Source organism: Acidimicrobiales bacterium (genome assembly GCA_025455885.1).
Lineage (GTDB): Bacteria > Actinomycetota > Acidimicrobiia > Acidimicrobiales > Acidimicrobilacustridaceae > Rhabdothermincola_A.
On the sequence record JALOLR010000002.1, the window covers coordinates 84,722 to 100,334 of the forward strand.

The following is a 15,613-nucleotide window of genomic DNA, read 5'->3' on the forward strand; positions in this document are numbered from 1 at the left end:
GCGGGTGGCCCTCAGCCGCCGCCGTAGGAGTTCCAGGACAGCAGCTCGGTCGCCGGCCGCCGGGGCGTGACCGCGAAGTCGGTGCCGATCGTGTGGGCGATGGGGAACAGCCCGACCTGGGTCCACCGTTCGTAGGGGATGTCGAGCACCTCGGCGACCTCGCGTTCCTTCGCCACGCTGAGGGTCGTCCACGCCGAGCCGAGGCCGCGGGAGCGCAGGGCGAGCAGGAACGACCAGACGGTGGGCAGCACCGACCCCCAGCGCATGGCCTGCCACACCGCTGCGGTGCGCTCGGCGTGGGCGCCCTCGCCGCCGCCGTCGGTCCGGCCGGCCATGAGCGGCACGCACAGCACCGGGACCTCGTGGAAGTGCTCGCGGAGGTACATGACGCTCTCGGTCATGCGCTGGTCACGGTCGCCGGATCGGTCGACGGTGTCCTCGGGGGCGTCGGTGCGGGGCCGGGCGACGAACTCGTCCATCGCCTGGCGGTAGAGGTCGGCCAGGGCGCTCTTGGCCTCCGGGTCGTCGACGAACACGAACCGGTAGCCCTGCTGGTTCGACCCGCTGGGCGCGTGGACGGCCACCTCCAGGCACTCCTCGACGAGGCGCCGGTCGACCGGCCGGGCGAGGTCGAGGCGCTTGCGCACCGTGGCCGTCGTCATGAGCAGGTCGTCGGGGTCGTGCACCACGAGGGGGCCCTGGAAGAGCTGGCGATGGGCGGCGAGCGTGCCCCAGTGCTCCCAGATCCGGTCGATCGAGCCGTCGGCGTCGAAGCGGAACAGGAAGCCGTAGACGTTGTCGTAGTCGCGGCCCTGGCGCGTCCGGGCGGTGTAGCGGTGCTGGCGGAAGACGAACGGTCCGTCGGAGATGGTGACCACGTCGTGGAACCGGGCGGTGGCGAGGTCGTAGCGGTCCACCCGGCGACCGTTGGGCAGCGGTGGTGCCGGGGCCCGACCGAGCACCAGGGCACCGATCTCGTCGCGACCCCGGAAGACGGTCTGCCCGGGGGCGGACGGGAACTCGCCGAGCCCGTTCCACCACTCGCAGTCCTCGCTGAGCAGCGTCAGCCGATCGAGGTCCCGCGGTCCGGTGAAGAACGCCTCCACGACCCGCTCCCTCGCGACGCGGCCCCCGTCGGCGTGGTGCTCCCCCATCCGCTCCCCTTCCGTTGTCCCCTTCACCCGGACCTCGGCGAGGCTAGGTCCGACGGGCCGCTTCGACCGAGCGCCTCCCGGTCAGCCCTCTCCGGGCGGTTCGACCGGTGGGCCGCCGGAGCGGGGCGGCTCGCTGGTGGGCTCCACCCGGACCTGACCGAAGTTGACCGGGGTGGCCGAACCGGTGAGGGCGTCGGTGAGGCCGGCGTCGTCGAAGGCCGCCTTCAGCCGCAGGCGCAGCTCGCGGAGCACCGACCACTGCGCAGCGGGGCGCACCTTGATCACGAGGCGCATCGTCACGCCCTCCCGGGAGATGGCCTCGACACCCCAGACCTCGGGCTCCTCGAGGACCTGGTCGGACCACGGCGGGTCGGCGGCGAGCCCGTGAGCGGTCTCGGCCATCAGGGCCTTGACCTGCTCGAGGTCGGCGTCGTGGGCGACGACGACGTCGAGCAGCGCCCGGGCCCACTCCTGGCTCTGGTTGCCGACCCGCAGGATCTCGCCGTTGGGGACGTGCCACACGACGCCGTTGACATCGCGCAGGCGGGTCGAGCGCAGGGTGATGCGTTCCACCGTCCCGATGGCGTCGGGCCCGAGGTCGACGACGTCGCCGACGCCGAACTGGTCCTCGACGACGAGGAAGAAGCCGTTCAGGAAGTCCCGGACGATCGTCTGGGCGCCGAAGCCGAGGGCCACGCCGAGGATCCCGGCGGCCGCCAGCAGCGGCCCGAGGGCGATGCCCACCACGTCGAGGACCACGACCGCGGCCACGAAGACCACCGCCACGGTGGTGAGCGACTGGAGCACGGCCGAGATCGTCGAGGTGCGGGCCTCGCTGCGGAGATTCCAGACCTCCGAGCGGGCCAGGACGGCCGGAGTGCGACTGCGACGACGCCGGTCGCGGCGGGTCGGGTCGGCGAGGCGGCCCACCGACCGCCGGACCAGCCAGCGCAGGACACGGTTGGCGATGAAGGCGACGACGAGGACGACGAGGATGGCCAGCGGCTTGGCCAGCACCCAGTCGGCCACCTCGGCCCAGGCCTCGGACCCGGTGGCGTCGAACACCCACTCACACGCCCACGACGGATCCGTCCCGCAGGGGTCGCCGAGCTCGGCGAGGGCGTCGCTGACCGACGTGGTGCTGGTCGTGGCCTGCGCCAGCACGGTGGCGAGGACCGTCATCGTGACCCCGGCGCCCCCGAGGGGCCGCCCGTCTCAGGCCGCCAGGTTCTCGTTGGCGAAGTCCCAGTTGACCAGGCTGTCGAGGACGACGTCGAGGAACTTGGCCCGCGCGTTGCGGTAGTCGATGTAGTAGGCGTGCTCCCACACGTCGATGGTGAGGAGGGCCTTGGCGCCGTGCTTCATCGGCAGGTCGGCGTTGGCGGTCTTCATGACGGCGAGCTTGCCGCCCTCGTCGACCAGCCAGGCCCAGCCGGACCCGAACTGGGTGAGCCCGGCCTCGACGATGGACGAGCGGAAGGCGTCGTAGCCGCCGAGGTCGCTGTTGATGCGCTCGGCGATCTCACCGGTCGGCTGGCCGCCCCCCGACGGGGAGAGGCTGTTCCAGAAGAACGTGTGGTTCCAGGTCTGCGCAGCGTTGTTGAACAGCCCGCCCTCGGCCTTGGCGATGATGTCGGTGAGCGACGCGTTCTCGTCGGCGGTCCCGGCGACGGCCTTGTTGAGGTTGTCGACGTAGGTCTTGTGGTGCTTGCCGTAGTGGTACTCGAGCGTCTCGGCGCTGATGTGGGGCGCCAGCGCGTCCTGGGCGTACGGCAGGGGGGGCAGCTCGAAGGCCATGTGAGGGGTCCCTTCCTCGATCGGTGCGGAGGTCCGTGACCCTATCGGGCCCCACCCCGGAGGTCGCCCCAACCGGGACGCGACGAGGCGGGACCGGCCGGAGCCGGTCCCGCCTCGTCGACGCTCGGGTGGAGGGGTGCTCAGGTCAGCGCAGTCCGGCCTTGCGCGAGCACGCCGGCCAGGCGCCCCAGCCCTGCGAGTCGAGGACGCGCTCGGCGATCTCGATCTGCTGGGCCGGCGTCGCCTGGTAGGCGTAGGGGGCGTAGGCGGTCCCGCCATGGGAGCGCCACGTGCCCGGGTGGAACTGCAGGCCACCCGAGAAGCCGTTGCCGCTGTTCATGGACCAGTTCCCGCTGCTCTCGCACTGGGCGATGGTGTCCCAGACGCCGTTGCCGCCCGAGGTGGTCACCTGGCGGCTGGCCTGCCGGGCGGCGGCCTGGGCGGCGGCCTCGGCAGCGGCCCGCTCGGCGGCGGCCCGGGCCTCGGCCTCGACGGCTGCGAAGTAGTCGAGCGTCCGGGTCTGCTCGTCGGGACTCATCGCGTTCCAGCGGAGGGTGAACTGCTCCTCGGGCGGGAGGGCGGCGATGGCGGCCACGATGTCGGCGGTCTCGACGCGCCGGCGCTCGGCGTCGAAGGCGACGGCGACGGTGCGGTAGCGCTGCGCGGCGGCCTCCTCCGGCGAGAAGGCGGCGGCGACGGCCACGGTGTCGTCGCCGTCGCCGTCGAGGGCGAACGCGGGGAGGGCGACGGCCGCGGTGAGGGCCAGGGCGCCGACGGCGGCGGTCTTGAGGGAGCGGCTGACGCGCCGCTCGGGGGTGGGGGTCATGGTTCGGGGGGCTCCTTCCACGCCGACCATCGGCGTTGGAGTGCAACAAACAGCGGCACACTCTGTTGGGTCCGTCACCGAAATGCAACATTTTCTGCAACATTTCGACCATGACACATGACACGTCCCCGCCGCGGTGGCGCCGGGCCGACGGCCGGGCGGCCCCCCCGATGCGGCGTCACCGGGACAGCACCCCGGGTTGTCCCCAGGCGGCGCACCCTTCTCCGCAGGGGAGCACCACGAGGAGCAGGATCAGCTCACGTAGAGCGGTCGATTGTCCCCAGGCTGTGGAGAAGTCCGGCGGCGGCCAGACCGGAGCGTGCCGCACCCCCGACCAGCGGCCCGCCGAAGATGTCGCCGGCGAGCACCGCCGGCGGAAGTCCGGCGAGACGGCGGGCTCGTTCGGGGCGACACGACACGGGCCGCGCGTAGCGCCACCGCTGGACCTGCACCTCGACGGGCGCGGCGGCCAGGCCGGGGACGGCGGCGAGCAGGTCGCGGGCGACGGCGTCGTCGTCGCGGTCCCACCAGTCGCGACTCGTCACCGGACCGGCGTGCACCGTGACCGCCGGCGAGGGGGAGACGCCCTTCGCCTGGTTGTCGGCCACGAACTCGACCGGCTCGGCGCCGAGGCGCCACGCACCGGGGGCGGGGAGACCCGAGGGGCCGTCGAGCACGGCCAGGACCGCGAGGCAGGGGTCGTAGTCGAGAGCCCGCAGCTCTCGTTCGTCGCCATCGTCGAGGACGACTCCGCCCGCATCGAGCAGAGCGAGGGTCTGCGGGACCGGCGCGGTGAGCACCAGCGCCGGGGCCTCGAGCACTCCGCCGTCGGCGACCTCGGCCCGCCAGCCCGCACCGGACGACACCGCCGTCACCGTGCTGGAGGTGCGCACGTCGAGCCTCTCGGCCAGGTGCTTGGCCACCGCCGTCATCGACGGCGCTCCCCGCCAGCGGGGATGGCCGTCGGCGACGAGACCGCCGTCAGGGAGAAGCCGCCCCTCGAACCAGGGAACGATGACTCCCCGATCCCGCCACCGGTCGACGAGCGGCCCGAGCTCGGGCCCGGGCGTGGTGAAGAACTGGGCCCCGTGGTCGAACACCGCCTCGCCGAGGCGTCGGGTCGCCATCCGACCGCCGACCCCCCGGCCCTTGTCGACCACCACGACCGTGTGACCGGCATCGGCGAGGGCGGTGGCCGCCGTCAACCCGGCGATCCCGGCCCCGACGACGAGAACGTCGCACGACGGCGACTCCTCTCCGGTCACCACGAACACGTCCGGGTTCAGCCGGTGACGGTCGGCGCAGTCACTGCCGCGACCGCGGGCGGCGCGGTGGCCGGGGGGTTCGTCGGGGACGGTCCGAGCGGGAGGGCGGCCGGGCAGGCGCGACCGGCGAGGGTGATCCCGGTCGGGCCGCGACCGACGGTGATCGGGTCGCCCACCACGGTGTCGGAGGTCGTGTCGATCACCGACACCGTGCCGCTGTTGGCATTGGTCACGAAGGCCCGTCCCCCGTCGGCGGTGATGACGATCCTGGCGGGGCCCGAGCCGACGGCGACGGGGCTGCCGATGACCGTGTCGGTCGCGGTGTCGATCACCCGGACCTCGTCGCTACCGAAGACGGCCACGTACAGGCGAGCGTCGTCGGGGGTCAGCGCCAGACCACCGACGTTGGTGCCGACCGGGATCGACCCGATCACCGAGCGGGACGCGGTGCCGATCACCGAGACCGTCGTGCCTGCGTTGTCGTGGCCCACATAGAGGCGGGTGCCGTCGGCGGTGATCGTGGCGGCCGACGGGTTCGGGTCGACGGCGATGCTGTCGGTGACGGTCGCGGTCGCGGTGTCGATGACCGAGACCGAGGCCTCGGCGTTGTTGGTCACCCAGGCGGTGGCACCGTCGGGCGAGACCACCACGTCGATCGGGCCGAGGCCCACATCGATCGTGTCGGTGACTGCCTCGGTCGCGGTGTCGATCACCGACACGGTCGTACCGAACTGGAAGTGGGTGACGTACACCCGAGAGCCGTCCGGAGTGACGGCCACGCCGATCGGGCTGGGTGCGACCGGGATCGTGGCCCGCACCGTCCCGGTGGCCGTGTCCACGACAGAGACGCTGGCCCCGTTCACGCTCGCGACGTAGAGCCGAGCGCCGTCAGGTGTCGCCGCCGCCCTGACCGGTCCGTCGCCGACCGCGATCGGTGCGCCCACCACCGCCGGCACGGCCGGGTCGATCACCGAGAGGTCGGCGCCGTCCTCGTTCATCACGTAGGCACACTCGCCACTGCCCGCGGGCTGGGCCCAGGTCGCGGCCGGGTCCACCGTGACGGCCAGCCCCACCGTGAGTAGGCATGCCGCCGCCATCGCCCTCCGAACGCGGGAGCGCCCCGACCCGAGCTGCCCGTGTCCGATGCGCACCATGATCCGTTCCCCCTGTCTACCTCTCGTCGGCGGAACCCGGCTGGTCCGTGGCGCAGACCCTACGTGGCCGCGATCGCTCGGAGAGCGAACCCCGTCGATCGGTCATAGACGGGGTTCGCGATCACCCGCGGGCCCCGTCACCGTCCTGATCCGACCCGATCCGTCACCCCGGGAGCCGTGCGACCAGCGCAGCGGGGGCCGTCATCCGAAAGGAGTCCTCGACCAGCTCCGCGATCTCCGCCCAGTCGATCGCGGCGACGGTGAGGTCGAGACCGATCCAGCCGGAGGGGCCCCAGTAGGCCGGCACGAAGAACCGGGGATCGTCCAGCAACGCCGCCGCTTCGTCCGGGTCCGGGAGCACCAGCACGGCCCGGTCGAATCGGCCCGAGCCGTGGTCACCCTTGGTGACCGCCCCGTAGATCGAGAAGATCTTCTTGGTGAAGAAGCACGGCCGTCCGTGGGACACCTTCTCCGCCGCACCCGGCAGGGCGAGGCACACGTCGCGCAGCCGGATCAGCCAGGGATCGGCGTCGTCGAACATCAGCGGGTGGGCGATCCCGCAAGCTTCGGCGCGGACAGCGGGCCGGTCAAGGAGTCGAACTCCAGCTACGTCGACAGGCCGGTCGGGCACGAAAGCCCGGTGCCACCCAGCCCGCAGTAGCCGTTGGGCACCTTGTGGAGGTACTGCTGGTGGTAGTCCTCGGCGTAGAAGAACGGCCCGGCCGGGGCAATCTCGGTGGTGATCTGGTCGTAGTGCGCCGCCGTCAGCACCCGCTGGAAGGCGTCCCGGGCGGCCTCGGCCCGAGCCAGCTGGTCGGCGTCGGCGGCGTAGATCGCCGAGCGGTACTGGGTGCCGACGTCGTTGCCCTGACGGTACCCCTGGGTCGGGTCGTGCCCCTCCCAGAAGACCCGCAGCAGCTCGTCGTAGGCGATCACGGCGGGGTCGAACACGACCAGCACCGCTTCGGTGTGACCGGTGCGGCCCGAGCACACCTCTTCGTAGGTGGGGTTGGGGGTGATGCCCCCGGCGTAGCCGACGGCGGTGGTGTGCACGCCGTCGAGTCGCCAGAACATGCGCTCGGCGCCCCAGAAGCAGCCCATCCCGAACTGGGCCACGCCGAACCCCTCCGGGAACGGGGGCACCAGCGGCGTGCCGAGCACGGCGTGGGGGCGGGGGACGACGATGGGGTCACCACGGCCGGGCAGGGCCTTCTCGGGCGTCACCATCTCTGGTTTCCGGAGTCCGAACATGACGCTGAACGCTACCGCCGGCGGCCGCGGGGCCATCGGTCGGGGACCGGCTCGGAGCCCCGCCGATGGCGCCGTAACCTCGGGACGTGAGGATCGAGTCGGTGGAGCTGCGGATCGTGGCGCTCCCGCTCGTCACCCCCTTCGCGACGGCGCACGGCAGGGTGGACGAGCGCCGGTCCGTGCTGGTCCGGGTGGTCGGCGACGACGGCGAGGGATGGGGCGAGTGCGCGGCCCTCCCCGATCCCACCTACAGCGCCGAGTACGTGGAGGGCGCCCTGCTGACCCTCCGCCGCCACCTCGTGCCCCGGCTCTTCGCGGCCGGCCGCGACGACCCGCGGGAGCCGGTCGCCGCCCACGTCGGGGACGTGCTGTCCGGGGTGGTCGGCCATCCGATGGCGAAGGCCGCACTGGAGCTGGCGCTGCTCGACGCCGAGTTGCGGGGGCGTCACCGGTCGCTGGCGGAGCACCTGCTCGGCGACCGCCCGCCGCCCCCGCCGGAGGTCCCGGCCGGCGCCACGCTCGGGTTGTGCGCCTCCCCCGATGCGACCGCCGACGCCGTGGCGACGCTGGTGGCCCGCGGCTACGGACGGGTGAAGATGAAGATCGCCCCGGGTCTCGACCTCGACCACGCCCGCGCCGCCCGCGCCGCCGCCGGACCCGACGCGGTGCTGGTGCTCGACGCCAACGGCGCGTACCGCCTCGACGGCGAGCCGGGGGCGCCCGACGACGCCCGCCGCCTCGGTGCCCTCGACGACCTCGGGATCGCCTGCCTCGAGCAGCCCCTCGGGACCGACGCACTCCTCGACCACGCCGAGCTGGCCCGCCGGCTGGCCACGCCGCTCTGCCTCGACGAGTCGCTGACCTCGGCGGCCGCCACCGCGCAGGCCCTCGACATGGGGGCCTGTTCCGTGGTGTGCGTGAAGGCGCCGCGCTACGGCAGCTGGCTGACGGCGGTCGAGGTGCTCGACCGCTGCGCGGGCACCGGCGTGCCGGCGTGGATCGGCGGGATGCTCGACACCGGCCTCGGACGCGCCGCCAACCTCGTCCTCGCCGACCATCCGGCGTGCACCCTGCCGGGCGACGTCCCGATCACCACCGACGTCGTGCGCGACGACGTCGTCGCGCCGCAGGGACCGGTCGACCCGGACGGCCCCCTGCGTCTCGCGCTGCCCACCGGGCCGGGGCTCGGGGTCGACCTCGACGAGGCCGCCCTGGTCCGCCTCACCACCCACGTCGAGACCATCCGCGCCGACGAGGCCCCATAGGCTCCACGCTCGCCCCGTAGGCTCCGCACCCATGGTGTCGACATGGAGCTGAGCGGCAGGGTCGTGGTCGTCACCGGGTCCTCGAGCGGGATCGGCGAGGCCGTCGTGCGCCTCGCCGCCGAGCGGGGCGCCCGGGTGGTGGTCAACTCCGCTCGCAGCGTCGAGGCGGGCCGGGCCGTCGCGGCGTCGCTGCCCGACGCCCTGTACGTGCAGGGCGACGTCGCCTCGGACGGCGCCGGGGCCGCGTTGGTGGCGGCCACCCTGGAGCGCTTCGGCCGGCTCGACGTGCTGGTCAACAACGCCGGGGTGACGGAGGTGATCCCCCACCACCGCCTCGAGGCGTTGAGCGGCGACCTGTTCCGCCGCCTCTTCGACGTCAACGTCGTCGGTGCGTGGTCGGTCACCGACGCCGCCCTCCCCGCGCTGCGCGACTCGGGCGCCGGCAGCGTCGTGAACATGGCGTCGCTCGCCGGTCTGCGCCAGACCGGGAGCTCGATCCCCTACGCGGTGTCGAAGGCCGCGCTGATCCACCTCACCACGCTGCTCGCCAAGGTGACCGGACCGCTGGTGCGGGTCAACGCCGTCGCCCCCGGCCTGATCGACACCCCGTGGACCGAGGACTGGGACGCGCTCCGCGCCCGGGTGGAGGACGCCGCGCCCCTGCGGCGCACGGGCACGCCCGCCGAGGTGGCGAGGGTCACCCTGGACCTCGCACAGGCCGACTACGTCACCGGGCAGACCGTGGCGGTGGACGGCGGCATGGGGCTCGTGGTCTGAGCCGGCCCGGGCGCCCGCGCCCGGCCCCGGACGCGGGAGGACCCCGGCCGGAGCCGGGGTCCTCGTCGTGACGGCGGTGGCGTTCAGCCGCCGGTGTAGGCCGTCGAGATCCGGTCGGGCCCGAGCTGGGCCGCGGCCACGGTCGGCACCGACGGGTCGACGGTGGCGATGTACTTCGGGTCGCAGGAGAACTCGCCCTGGGCCTCGGGGAGGGCCTGGACGAACGAGGTGCCCTGCATCTGCATCACGACGACGCAGTCCGGCGGCTCGTTGCCGGCCGGGTTGGCCTCGGCGTGGAGGCCGCCACCGGTCCAGCTGGTCACCTTCGAGAGCTCCTCGAGCACGCACGCCCGGGTCAGGTCCGACCCGCACGCCTTGGCGGCGGTGGCCCAGAGGAGGAAGGACGAGGTCGACTGGGCACCGAGCAGCGCCGGCTCGCCGCCGGAGGCCTCGATGACGTCGAGGTACTGCTGCGTGGCCTCGTTCTGGTCGGCCTGCTCGAACGGGACGAAGGCCAGGCGGGTGAACACGTTGTCGGCGTTCCCGCTGGCGTTGGCCGCCGCGAAGCTGGCGTCGTAGAAGTTCGAGTCGGTGATCCAGAGCGGGTCGTAGTCCGCCTGCGCGGCGGCGTCGAGGAAGTTCTGGAAGTTCGGGAGCGGCGACCCGGAGAAGAACACGAACTCCGCGCCGCAGTCCTTCAGCTTCTGGACGTAGGGCGCCCAGACGACGCTGCCCTGGATGGGGTAGGTCTGCTCGCACTCGGGGATGAACTCCCAGCCGGCCTGCGGGTAGGTGTCCAGCGCCTTCTCGGTGGACTCGCGGGTGGCGGCGTAGTCGCCGAACACGGCGGCCGCCTTCTTCACCTGCTCGGGGTACTTCTCGGCGAGGAGGTAGGCCTGGCCGATCGGCGTGAGGTCGACGGGGTTGGGCACCGAGTTGTAGGTGAGCGGACCGTGGGCGACCGTCGAGCTGACGGTGAAGCCGGGGACCTGCGGGAGCTGGCAACCGACGCGGGTCTGCTCGGCGGCGCCGTCGAGGGACCAGCCCTGACCGACCAGCATGAAGACCTGCGAGCAGGCCTCGAGCATGACGTTGGTGGAGTCGAGGATCTTGGCGTCGTAGTAGTTGCCGACCACGGTGCGGCCGTTGATGCCGCCCTGGTCGTTGCACCAGTCGATCATGGCCTCGACGGCCTGCGACATCTGCTTGTTCAGGCCGGGCGCACCGCTGAAGCCGGCGTCGTCGCCGTAGCCGATGGTCACGGTGTCGGCGGTGACGCCCTGTTCGCCGGTGGCGGTGTTGGTGCCCTCGGCGGGACCGCACGGCGACTCGAGGTCGCCGAACCCGTCGGTGGGACCCGACTCGCCGGCCTCGGCCGAGGTCGACGGAGCGGCCTCGTCCTCGGAGCGGCTGCCGCCGCAGGCGGCCAGGAGCAGACCCAGCACGGCGAGGACGCCGAGCCAGCGCAGACGCTTGTGATTCATGGAACCCCCATGTCCGGAGCCGACCACCAGGGCGGCTCCCCGGCACCGGCGGCGGGGGCCACCGGCGGTGAGGCCGCGGAGACGGCCGTCACGGCGAGGCAACCTAGGCCGAGCGCGGCTGTGCCGACAAACCCGGTACGTGATCGGGTCAATGAACCTCGTCAACCAGATGGTCGGATCCCGGGCTCCCGTCGGCCCGCCCGCACCCGACCGTGCCGGCGCCGCCGGGCGCGGGTTCGGCGGATAGGGTCCCCGGCCGTGAGCATCCTCGATCGATTCCGCCTCGACGACAAGGTCGCCGTCGTCACCGGCGCCGGACGGGGGATCGGCGCGGCCAGTGCCCTCACCCTGGCCGAGGCCGGCGCCGACGTCGTCATCATCGCCCGGACCGCCGAGCAGCTCGACGCCGTCGCCGCGCAGGTCGCCGAGCTCGGCCGCCGCGCCGTCGTCGTGCCGGGCGACGTGAACGACCTCGACTTCCTCGCCCGGCTCGCCGAGCGCGCCGTCGACGAGCTCGGTCGGATCGACGTGGTCGTCAACAACGCCGGCGGCGCCCCGCCGAGCCAGTTCACCGAGCTGTCGGCCCGGTCGTTCGAAGCGGCGTTCCACTTCAACGTCACCACCGCGCTCGCCCTCACCCAGGCCGCGCTCCCCCAGCTCGTCGAGCACCACGGCAGCGTGGTCAACATCTCGTCGATGGCCGGCCGGGTGGCCAGCCGGGGCCTGACCTCCTACGGCACGGCCAAGGCGGCCCTCAGCCACCTCACCCGCTACATCGCCACCGAGGTGAACCCCAAGGTGCGCGTCAACGGCATCGCCGTCGGGTCGACGGCCACCTCCGCCCTCGAGACCGTGCTCGAGCTCCCCGAGATCCGCGACGCGATGATCGCCGCCACACCGCTGCGGTTCATCGGCGACCCCACCGACATCGCCCTCGGTGTGCTGTACCTGGCCTCGCCGGCGTCGCGCTACGTCACCGGCAAGATCATCGAGATCGACGGCGGCACGCAGGCCTCGACGCTCGAGCTGCCCTTCCCCGACCTGTAGCGGGGGACCAGGGCCACGGACGTCAGATCGCCACGGTCTCGGTGTCGCGCCCGGAGCGCAGGGTGGTGCCCGGGGTGTCGCCGGTGACGCGGCCCTCGCGGACGATCTCGACGCCGTTCACGATCGTGGAGGTCACCCCGGTCGCCTCGCTGTAGAGGCGCCATCCCCCGCCCGGGAGGTCGCGACGCGGCGCCACCGTGCCCGGCCCCACGGTCGCGGGGTCGAGCACGACGAGGTCGGCGCACCACCCCTCCGCCACGCGACCGCGGCCGGTCAGCCCGTAGAACCGGGCCGGAGCGTCGGTGAAGAGCTGGACCGCCCGCTCGAAACCCATGAGGCCCCGGTTGCGGACCGCCTCGGCCAGGAAGCTGGTGTGGCAGGCGAAGGTCTTCATCATGTCGAGGTGGGCGCCGGCGTCGGAGCCCCCGGCGATGACACGCGGGTCGCTGTCGAGGAGCCGCACCCGCTCGGCCCACGCCTCGTCGTCGGTGCCGATCGAGACGGGCTCGAGCCCGGTGGCGAGGTCGTCGGCGACGACCACGTCGAGCAACGCGTCGATGGCCTCGACGCCGCGCTCCTCGGCGATCGAGGCGATGGTCCGCCCGACCAGGCCCTGCTGCGCAGGGGCCGCCACGTCGACGATCGTGTAGTCGGCGAAGCGGGCGATGGAGTGCGCCGGGCCGGCCGACGCGGCCGACTCGGCGAGGTGCCGGCGGGTGGCGGGGTCGGCGAGCGCCGCCCGACGCTCGCCGTGGGGGAGGTGCAGCACGTCGGCCCACCCGGGCACGATGTCGAGCACGAAGCCGGTCGCGAAGGAGAGGCGCATGCGCATCGGCTCGGGGAGGCACAACCCGACCACCCGACCACCCCGCGAGGCCGCGTGGTCGGAGGCGGCCAGCTTGGCCTCACGCGACTCGCGGGCCTCCTCGCCCGAGGCCACCACCATCACGTTCCAGTTCAGCGAGCGCCGGGCGGCGACGGACATCGCCGTCATCCGCTCGACCTCGACGTCGGTGAAGCGGGCCGCCGCGGCGGGGATGAACTCGAGCGTCGTCCCGGGGTGCGGGGCGACGGCTGCGGCGAGGGCCACGAACTCCGCGTCGGTGGCGAACCGCGACGGCACGGGCTGACCGAGGTGGTCGCTGTGGCTGGCCGAGGAGGTGCTCGAGAAGCCCAGACCGCCGGCGTCGAGGCTCGTGTGGAGCAAGGCCACCATGGCGTCGAGCTGGGCGGGGGTCGCCTCGTGGCCCACGGCGTCCTCCCCCATCACCATCCGGCGCAGCGCGCTGTGGCCGACCAGGAACCCGGCGTTGACCGCCACGCGGCCCTCCAGGCGGTCGAGCCACGAGCCGAAACCGTCCCACTCGAGGTCGAGCCCGGCCTCGAGCGCCTCGACGGGCATCCCCTCGACCCGGGCGAGCATGGGCAGGAGGTACTCGGCGGCGTCCCGGTCCATCGGCGCGATGGAGAAGCCGCAGTTCCCGCCGATCACCGTCGTGACACCGTGCAGCGACGACGGCGTGGCCGCCGGGTCCCACATGATCTGCGGGTCGTAGTGGGTGTGGAGGTCGACGAACCCCGGCGCCACCACCCGGTCGCCGGCGTCGATCTCCGCGGCGGCCGGCTCGTCGACCGTGCCGACGGCCACGATCCGACCGTCGCGAACCCCCACGTCGGCCCGGAACCCGGGCGCCCCGGTGCCGTCGACGACCGTCCCGCCCCGCACCACCAGATCCAGCATCGATCGCACCCCCCTCTTCGCGGGCCGCAGTGCCCACGCGCCCGCCCATCCTCGCGCCGAACGGGCCGGGTCGTCCGCGCCGGAACCGTAGGATCGCCTCCCGTGACCGCTCCCGAGCTCCGCTACCCCCCGGACGACCACGTCCTGGGTGAGCTGGGCATGGAGATCGACCTGAAGGACGACGGGACCCTCGACGGGTTCCTGCCCGTCACCGACGCGATCCGCACGGCGTCGGGCGAGCCCCTCCTCGGCGCGGTCGCCACCATGGTCGACATGATGGGCGGGATGGCATCGATCCGGGCGTGCAGCCCGGACCGCGTCGCCACCGCCGACATGACGCTGCACCTCGTCCCGACCGGCGGCACCGACGAGCTGGTCGGCACGATGCACATCCGGCGGCGGGGTCGACGCACGCTGGTGGTGGAGGTCGAGCTGCGCGGCGACCGGGACCAGCCCGCCGGCCTGGCCACGATCAGCTTCGCCGTGCTGCCCCAACCCCCCGGCGCGCCTGTCCTCCCCGCCGTGGAACCGGGTCGACGAGCCATGCTCCCCGGTGCGGCGGTGGGCTCACGGCCGTTCGCCGAGGCGGTGGGCATCGAGCACACCGGTTCCGGGGTGGTGGAGACCGCCCTGCGCGATCAGGTGCGCAACAGCCTCGGCGCGCTCAACGGCGGCTTCCTCACCGCGGGGATCGACGCGGCCGCGGCCGGCGCCGCCGCGGCGGCGTTCGGGCGGGCGGCCGAGACGGTCGACCTGCACGTCACCTTCCTCGAGCTCGGCCGCATCGGCCCGATCCGGGCCCGAGCCACCCTGCTCGACGACCCCGGCCACGCCGCCTCCACCGGACGGGCGACGGTGACCGTCGAGGTCACCGATCGTGGGCGCGGCGGCGAGGTCCTCACCCGGGCGAGCGCCGTGGCGGTGGCCTCGTGACCGACGCACGCCCCGCGTGGCCCGGCGCCGCCGACGAGCTCCCGCCGGTCGCCGAGCTCGAGGCCCGGGGCATGGGGGTGCCCCTGTACCTGCCCACCACCATGGACGAGCAGCCCGACCCGGCGGGCGGGGTCCAGGTGGTGGCCCGCTTCGAGCCCGGCACCCACCTGCTCGAACCCGACGGCCGCCTGGGCACCGGCATCCTGGCCACGCTCGTCGACAACGTCGGGGGCATGGCCGGCGGGCTCGCCGTGCTCCCCGACTGGATCGTCACCACCAACCTGGCCGTGCGCCGCACGACCGCGCCGCCGCCCGCCGGGAGCGATGGCGCCGTCACGATCCTCGCGAGGGTCCTCCGCCGGGGTCGCTCGACGGTCGTCTGCGCCGTCGACCTGACCGGTGACGACGGCCGGACGCTGGCCGGCGCGGTGATGACCAGCTCCATCCTGACCCCCGAGCTGGGCCCCCCGCCGATCCCCCGTCCGCTGCGTCGTCGGCCCGTCCCCGCCGTCGACGACCCGGCCTACGCCGGCCCACCCGCGGGCTTCTTCGGGCTGCGACCCGGCGACCGGCCGGGCGAGGTGCACCTCGCCGCACCCGCGCGGGTCCGCAACCCGTGGGGCATCGTCCACGGAGGCGCGCTGGCCGTGGCCGTCGACGCCGCCGGGCGCGCCGCCGCGGCCCATCCCACGGGCATCGACGCGGACGCCGACGCCCTCGGCGTGTCGGACCTGGTGATGCACTTCCTGAGCCCCGGCCGCGTCGGCCCGATCGTCGCCGTGGGCGAGCTCGTCGGCAGCCGCGGCGACGACCACCTCGTACGGGTGTCGGTGCGCGACCGGGGCGCCGACGACCGCCTGCTCACGCTGGCGGCCCTCACCGTCCGACCGGTCCGACCGGGCCGAGAGGAGAGCTGAAC

14 protein-coding genes and 1 pseudogene are annotated in these 15,613 nt (G+C 73.6%); 5 read left to right on the forward strand and 10 right to left on the reverse strand.

Features of this window, described 5'->3' with window-relative positions; genetic code table 11:
• Positions 1–11: 11 nt before the first annotated feature.
• From MUE36_02010 to msrA, 8 genes and pseudogenes are all read right to left on the reverse strand, one after another.
• Positions 12–1,154, reverse strand: coding sequence for a nitroreductase family protein (locus tag MUE36_02010; protein MCU0309703.1), 1,143 nt, complete (start codon positions 1,152–1,154; stop codon positions 12–14).
• Between the two features lie 81 nt (positions 1,155–1,235).
• Entirely contained in the window at positions 1,236–2,336 is a 1,101-nt protein-coding gene (locus MUE36_02015) for a mechanosensitive ion channel family protein (protein ID MCU0309704.1), read from the reverse strand.
• 33 nt (positions 2,337–2,369) lie between these two features.
• Entirely contained in the window at positions 2,370–2,951 is a 582-nt protein-coding gene (locus MUE36_02020) for a superoxide dismutase (GenBank protein ID MCU0309705.1), read from the reverse strand.
• A 169-nt stretch (positions 2,952–3,120) separates the two neighbouring features.
• A pseudogene (locus tag MUE36_02025) lies at positions 3,121–3,333 on the reverse strand (transglycosylase family protein).
• Positions 3,334–4,034: 701 nt separating this feature from the next.
• Positions 4,035–5,042, reverse strand: a complete 1,008-nt coding sequence (locus MUE36_02030; GenBank protein ID MCU0309706.1) for an FAD-dependent oxidoreductase — start codon at positions 5,040–5,042, stop codon at positions 4,035–4,037.
• A 17-nt stretch (positions 5,043–5,059) separates the two neighbouring features.
• Positions 5,060–6,040 carry a hypothetical protein gene (locus tag MUE36_02035; GenBank protein ID MCU0309707.1) on the reverse strand — a complete coding sequence of 327 codons (981 nt, stop codon included), beginning with the start codon at positions 6,038–6,040 and terminating at the stop codon, positions 5,060–5,062.
• A 319-nt stretch (positions 6,041–6,359) separates the two neighbouring features.
• Positions 6,360–6,737, reverse strand: a complete 378-nt coding sequence (locus MUE36_02040; GenBank protein MCU0309708.1) for an MmcQ/YjbR family DNA-binding protein — start codon at positions 6,735–6,737, stop codon at positions 6,360–6,362.
• A gap of 65 nt (positions 6,738–6,802) precedes the next feature.
• A complete protein-coding gene (gene msrA / locus MUE36_02045) occupies positions 6,803–7,447 on the reverse strand; it encodes a peptide-methionine (S)-S-oxide reductase MsrA (protein MCU0309709.1) in 645 nt (214 codons plus the stop codon).
• Positions 7,448–7,533: 86 nt separating this feature from the next.
• Here msrA and MUE36_02050 point away from each other — a divergent pair, with 86 nt between their 5' ends.
• Entirely contained in the window at positions 7,534–8,712 is a 1,179-nt protein-coding gene (locus MUE36_02050) for an o-succinylbenzoate synthase (protein MCU0309710.1), read from the forward strand.
• Positions 8,713–8,754: 42 nt separating this feature from the next.
• Complete coding sequence (locus MUE36_02055; protein ID MCU0309711.1) at positions 8,755–9,489, forward strand: SDR family oxidoreductase; 735 nt, start codon at positions 8,755–8,757, stop codon at positions 9,487–9,489.
• An 83-nt stretch (positions 9,490–9,572) separates the two neighbouring features.
• Here MUE36_02055 and MUE36_02060 read toward each other — a convergent pair whose 3' ends face one another.
• Positions 9,573–10,973 (reverse strand): ABC transporter substrate-binding protein, encoded by a 1,401-nt coding sequence (locus tag MUE36_02060; GenBank protein MCU0309712.1) that lies wholly within the window; start codon positions 10,971–10,973, stop codon positions 9,573–9,575.
• 258 nt (positions 10,974–11,231) lie between these two features.
• Between MUE36_02060 and MUE36_02065 the strand changes: the two genes are divergently transcribed.
• Complete coding sequence (locus MUE36_02065; protein ID MCU0309713.1) at positions 11,232–12,020, forward strand: SDR family oxidoreductase; 789 nt, start codon at positions 11,232–11,234, stop codon at positions 12,018–12,020.
• A 22-nt stretch (positions 12,021–12,042) separates the two neighbouring features.
• Here MUE36_02065 and MUE36_02070 read toward each other — a convergent pair whose 3' ends face one another.
• A complete protein-coding gene (locus MUE36_02070; GenBank protein MCU0309714.1) occupies positions 12,043–13,761 on the reverse strand; it encodes an amidohydrolase family protein in 1,719 nt (572 codons plus the stop codon).
• Positions 13,762–13,863: 102 nt separating this feature from the next.
• On the opposite strand from MUE36_02070, the gene MUE36_02075 reads away from it, so the two are divergent.
• Together MUE36_02075 and MUE36_02080 are read left to right on the forward strand one after the other, a co-directional pair.
• Positions 13,864–14,694: a PaaI family thioesterase gene (locus MUE36_02075; protein ID MCU0309715.1), complete on the forward strand. Its 831-nt coding sequence runs from the start codon at positions 13,864–13,866 to the stop codon at positions 14,692–14,694.
• Complete coding sequence (locus tag MUE36_02080; protein MCU0309716.1) at positions 14,691–15,611, forward strand: hypothetical protein; 921 nt, start codon at positions 14,691–14,693, stop codon at positions 15,609–15,611. The genes MUE36_02075 and MUE36_02080 overlap by 4 nt, the downstream gene beginning before the upstream one ends.
• Positions 15,612–15,613 lie beyond the last annotated feature (2 nt).

Coding starts and splice junctions, on each gene's coding strand:
- MUE36_02040 (MCU0309708.1), bottom strand. CDS start 6,737: ATGTTCGACGACGCCGATCCCTGGCTGATCCGGCTGCGCGACGTGTGC.
- MUE36_02035 (MCU0309707.1), bottom strand. CDS start 6,040: ATGAACGAGGACGGCGCCGACCTCTCGGTGATCGACCCGGCCGTGCCG.
- MUE36_02015 (MCU0309704.1), bottom strand. CDS start 2,336: ATGACGGTCCTCGCCACCGTGCTGGCGCAGGCCACGACCAGCACCACG.
- MUE36_02055 (MCU0309711.1), top strand. CDS start 8,755: ATGGAGCTGAGCGGCAGGGTCGTGGTCGTCACCGGGTCCTCGAGCGGG.
- MUE36_02010 (MCU0309703.1), bottom strand. CDS start 1,154: ATGGGGGAGCACCACGCCGACGGGGGCCGCGTCGCGAGGGAGCGGGTC.
- MUE36_02060 (MCU0309712.1), bottom strand. CDS start 10,973: ATGAATCACAAGCGTCTGCGCTGGCTCGGCGTCCTCGCCGTGCTGGGT.
- msrA (MCU0309709.1), bottom strand. CDS start 7,447: ATGTTCGGACTCCGGAAACCAGAGATGGTGACGCCCGAGAAGGCCCTG.
- MUE36_02020 (MCU0309705.1), bottom strand. CDS start 2,951: ATGGCCTTCGAGCTGCCCCCCCTGCCGTACGCCCAGGACGCGCTGGCG.
- MUE36_02070 (MCU0309714.1), bottom strand. CDS start 13,761: ATGCTGGATCTGGTGGTGCGGGGCGGGACGGTCGTCGACGGCACCGGG.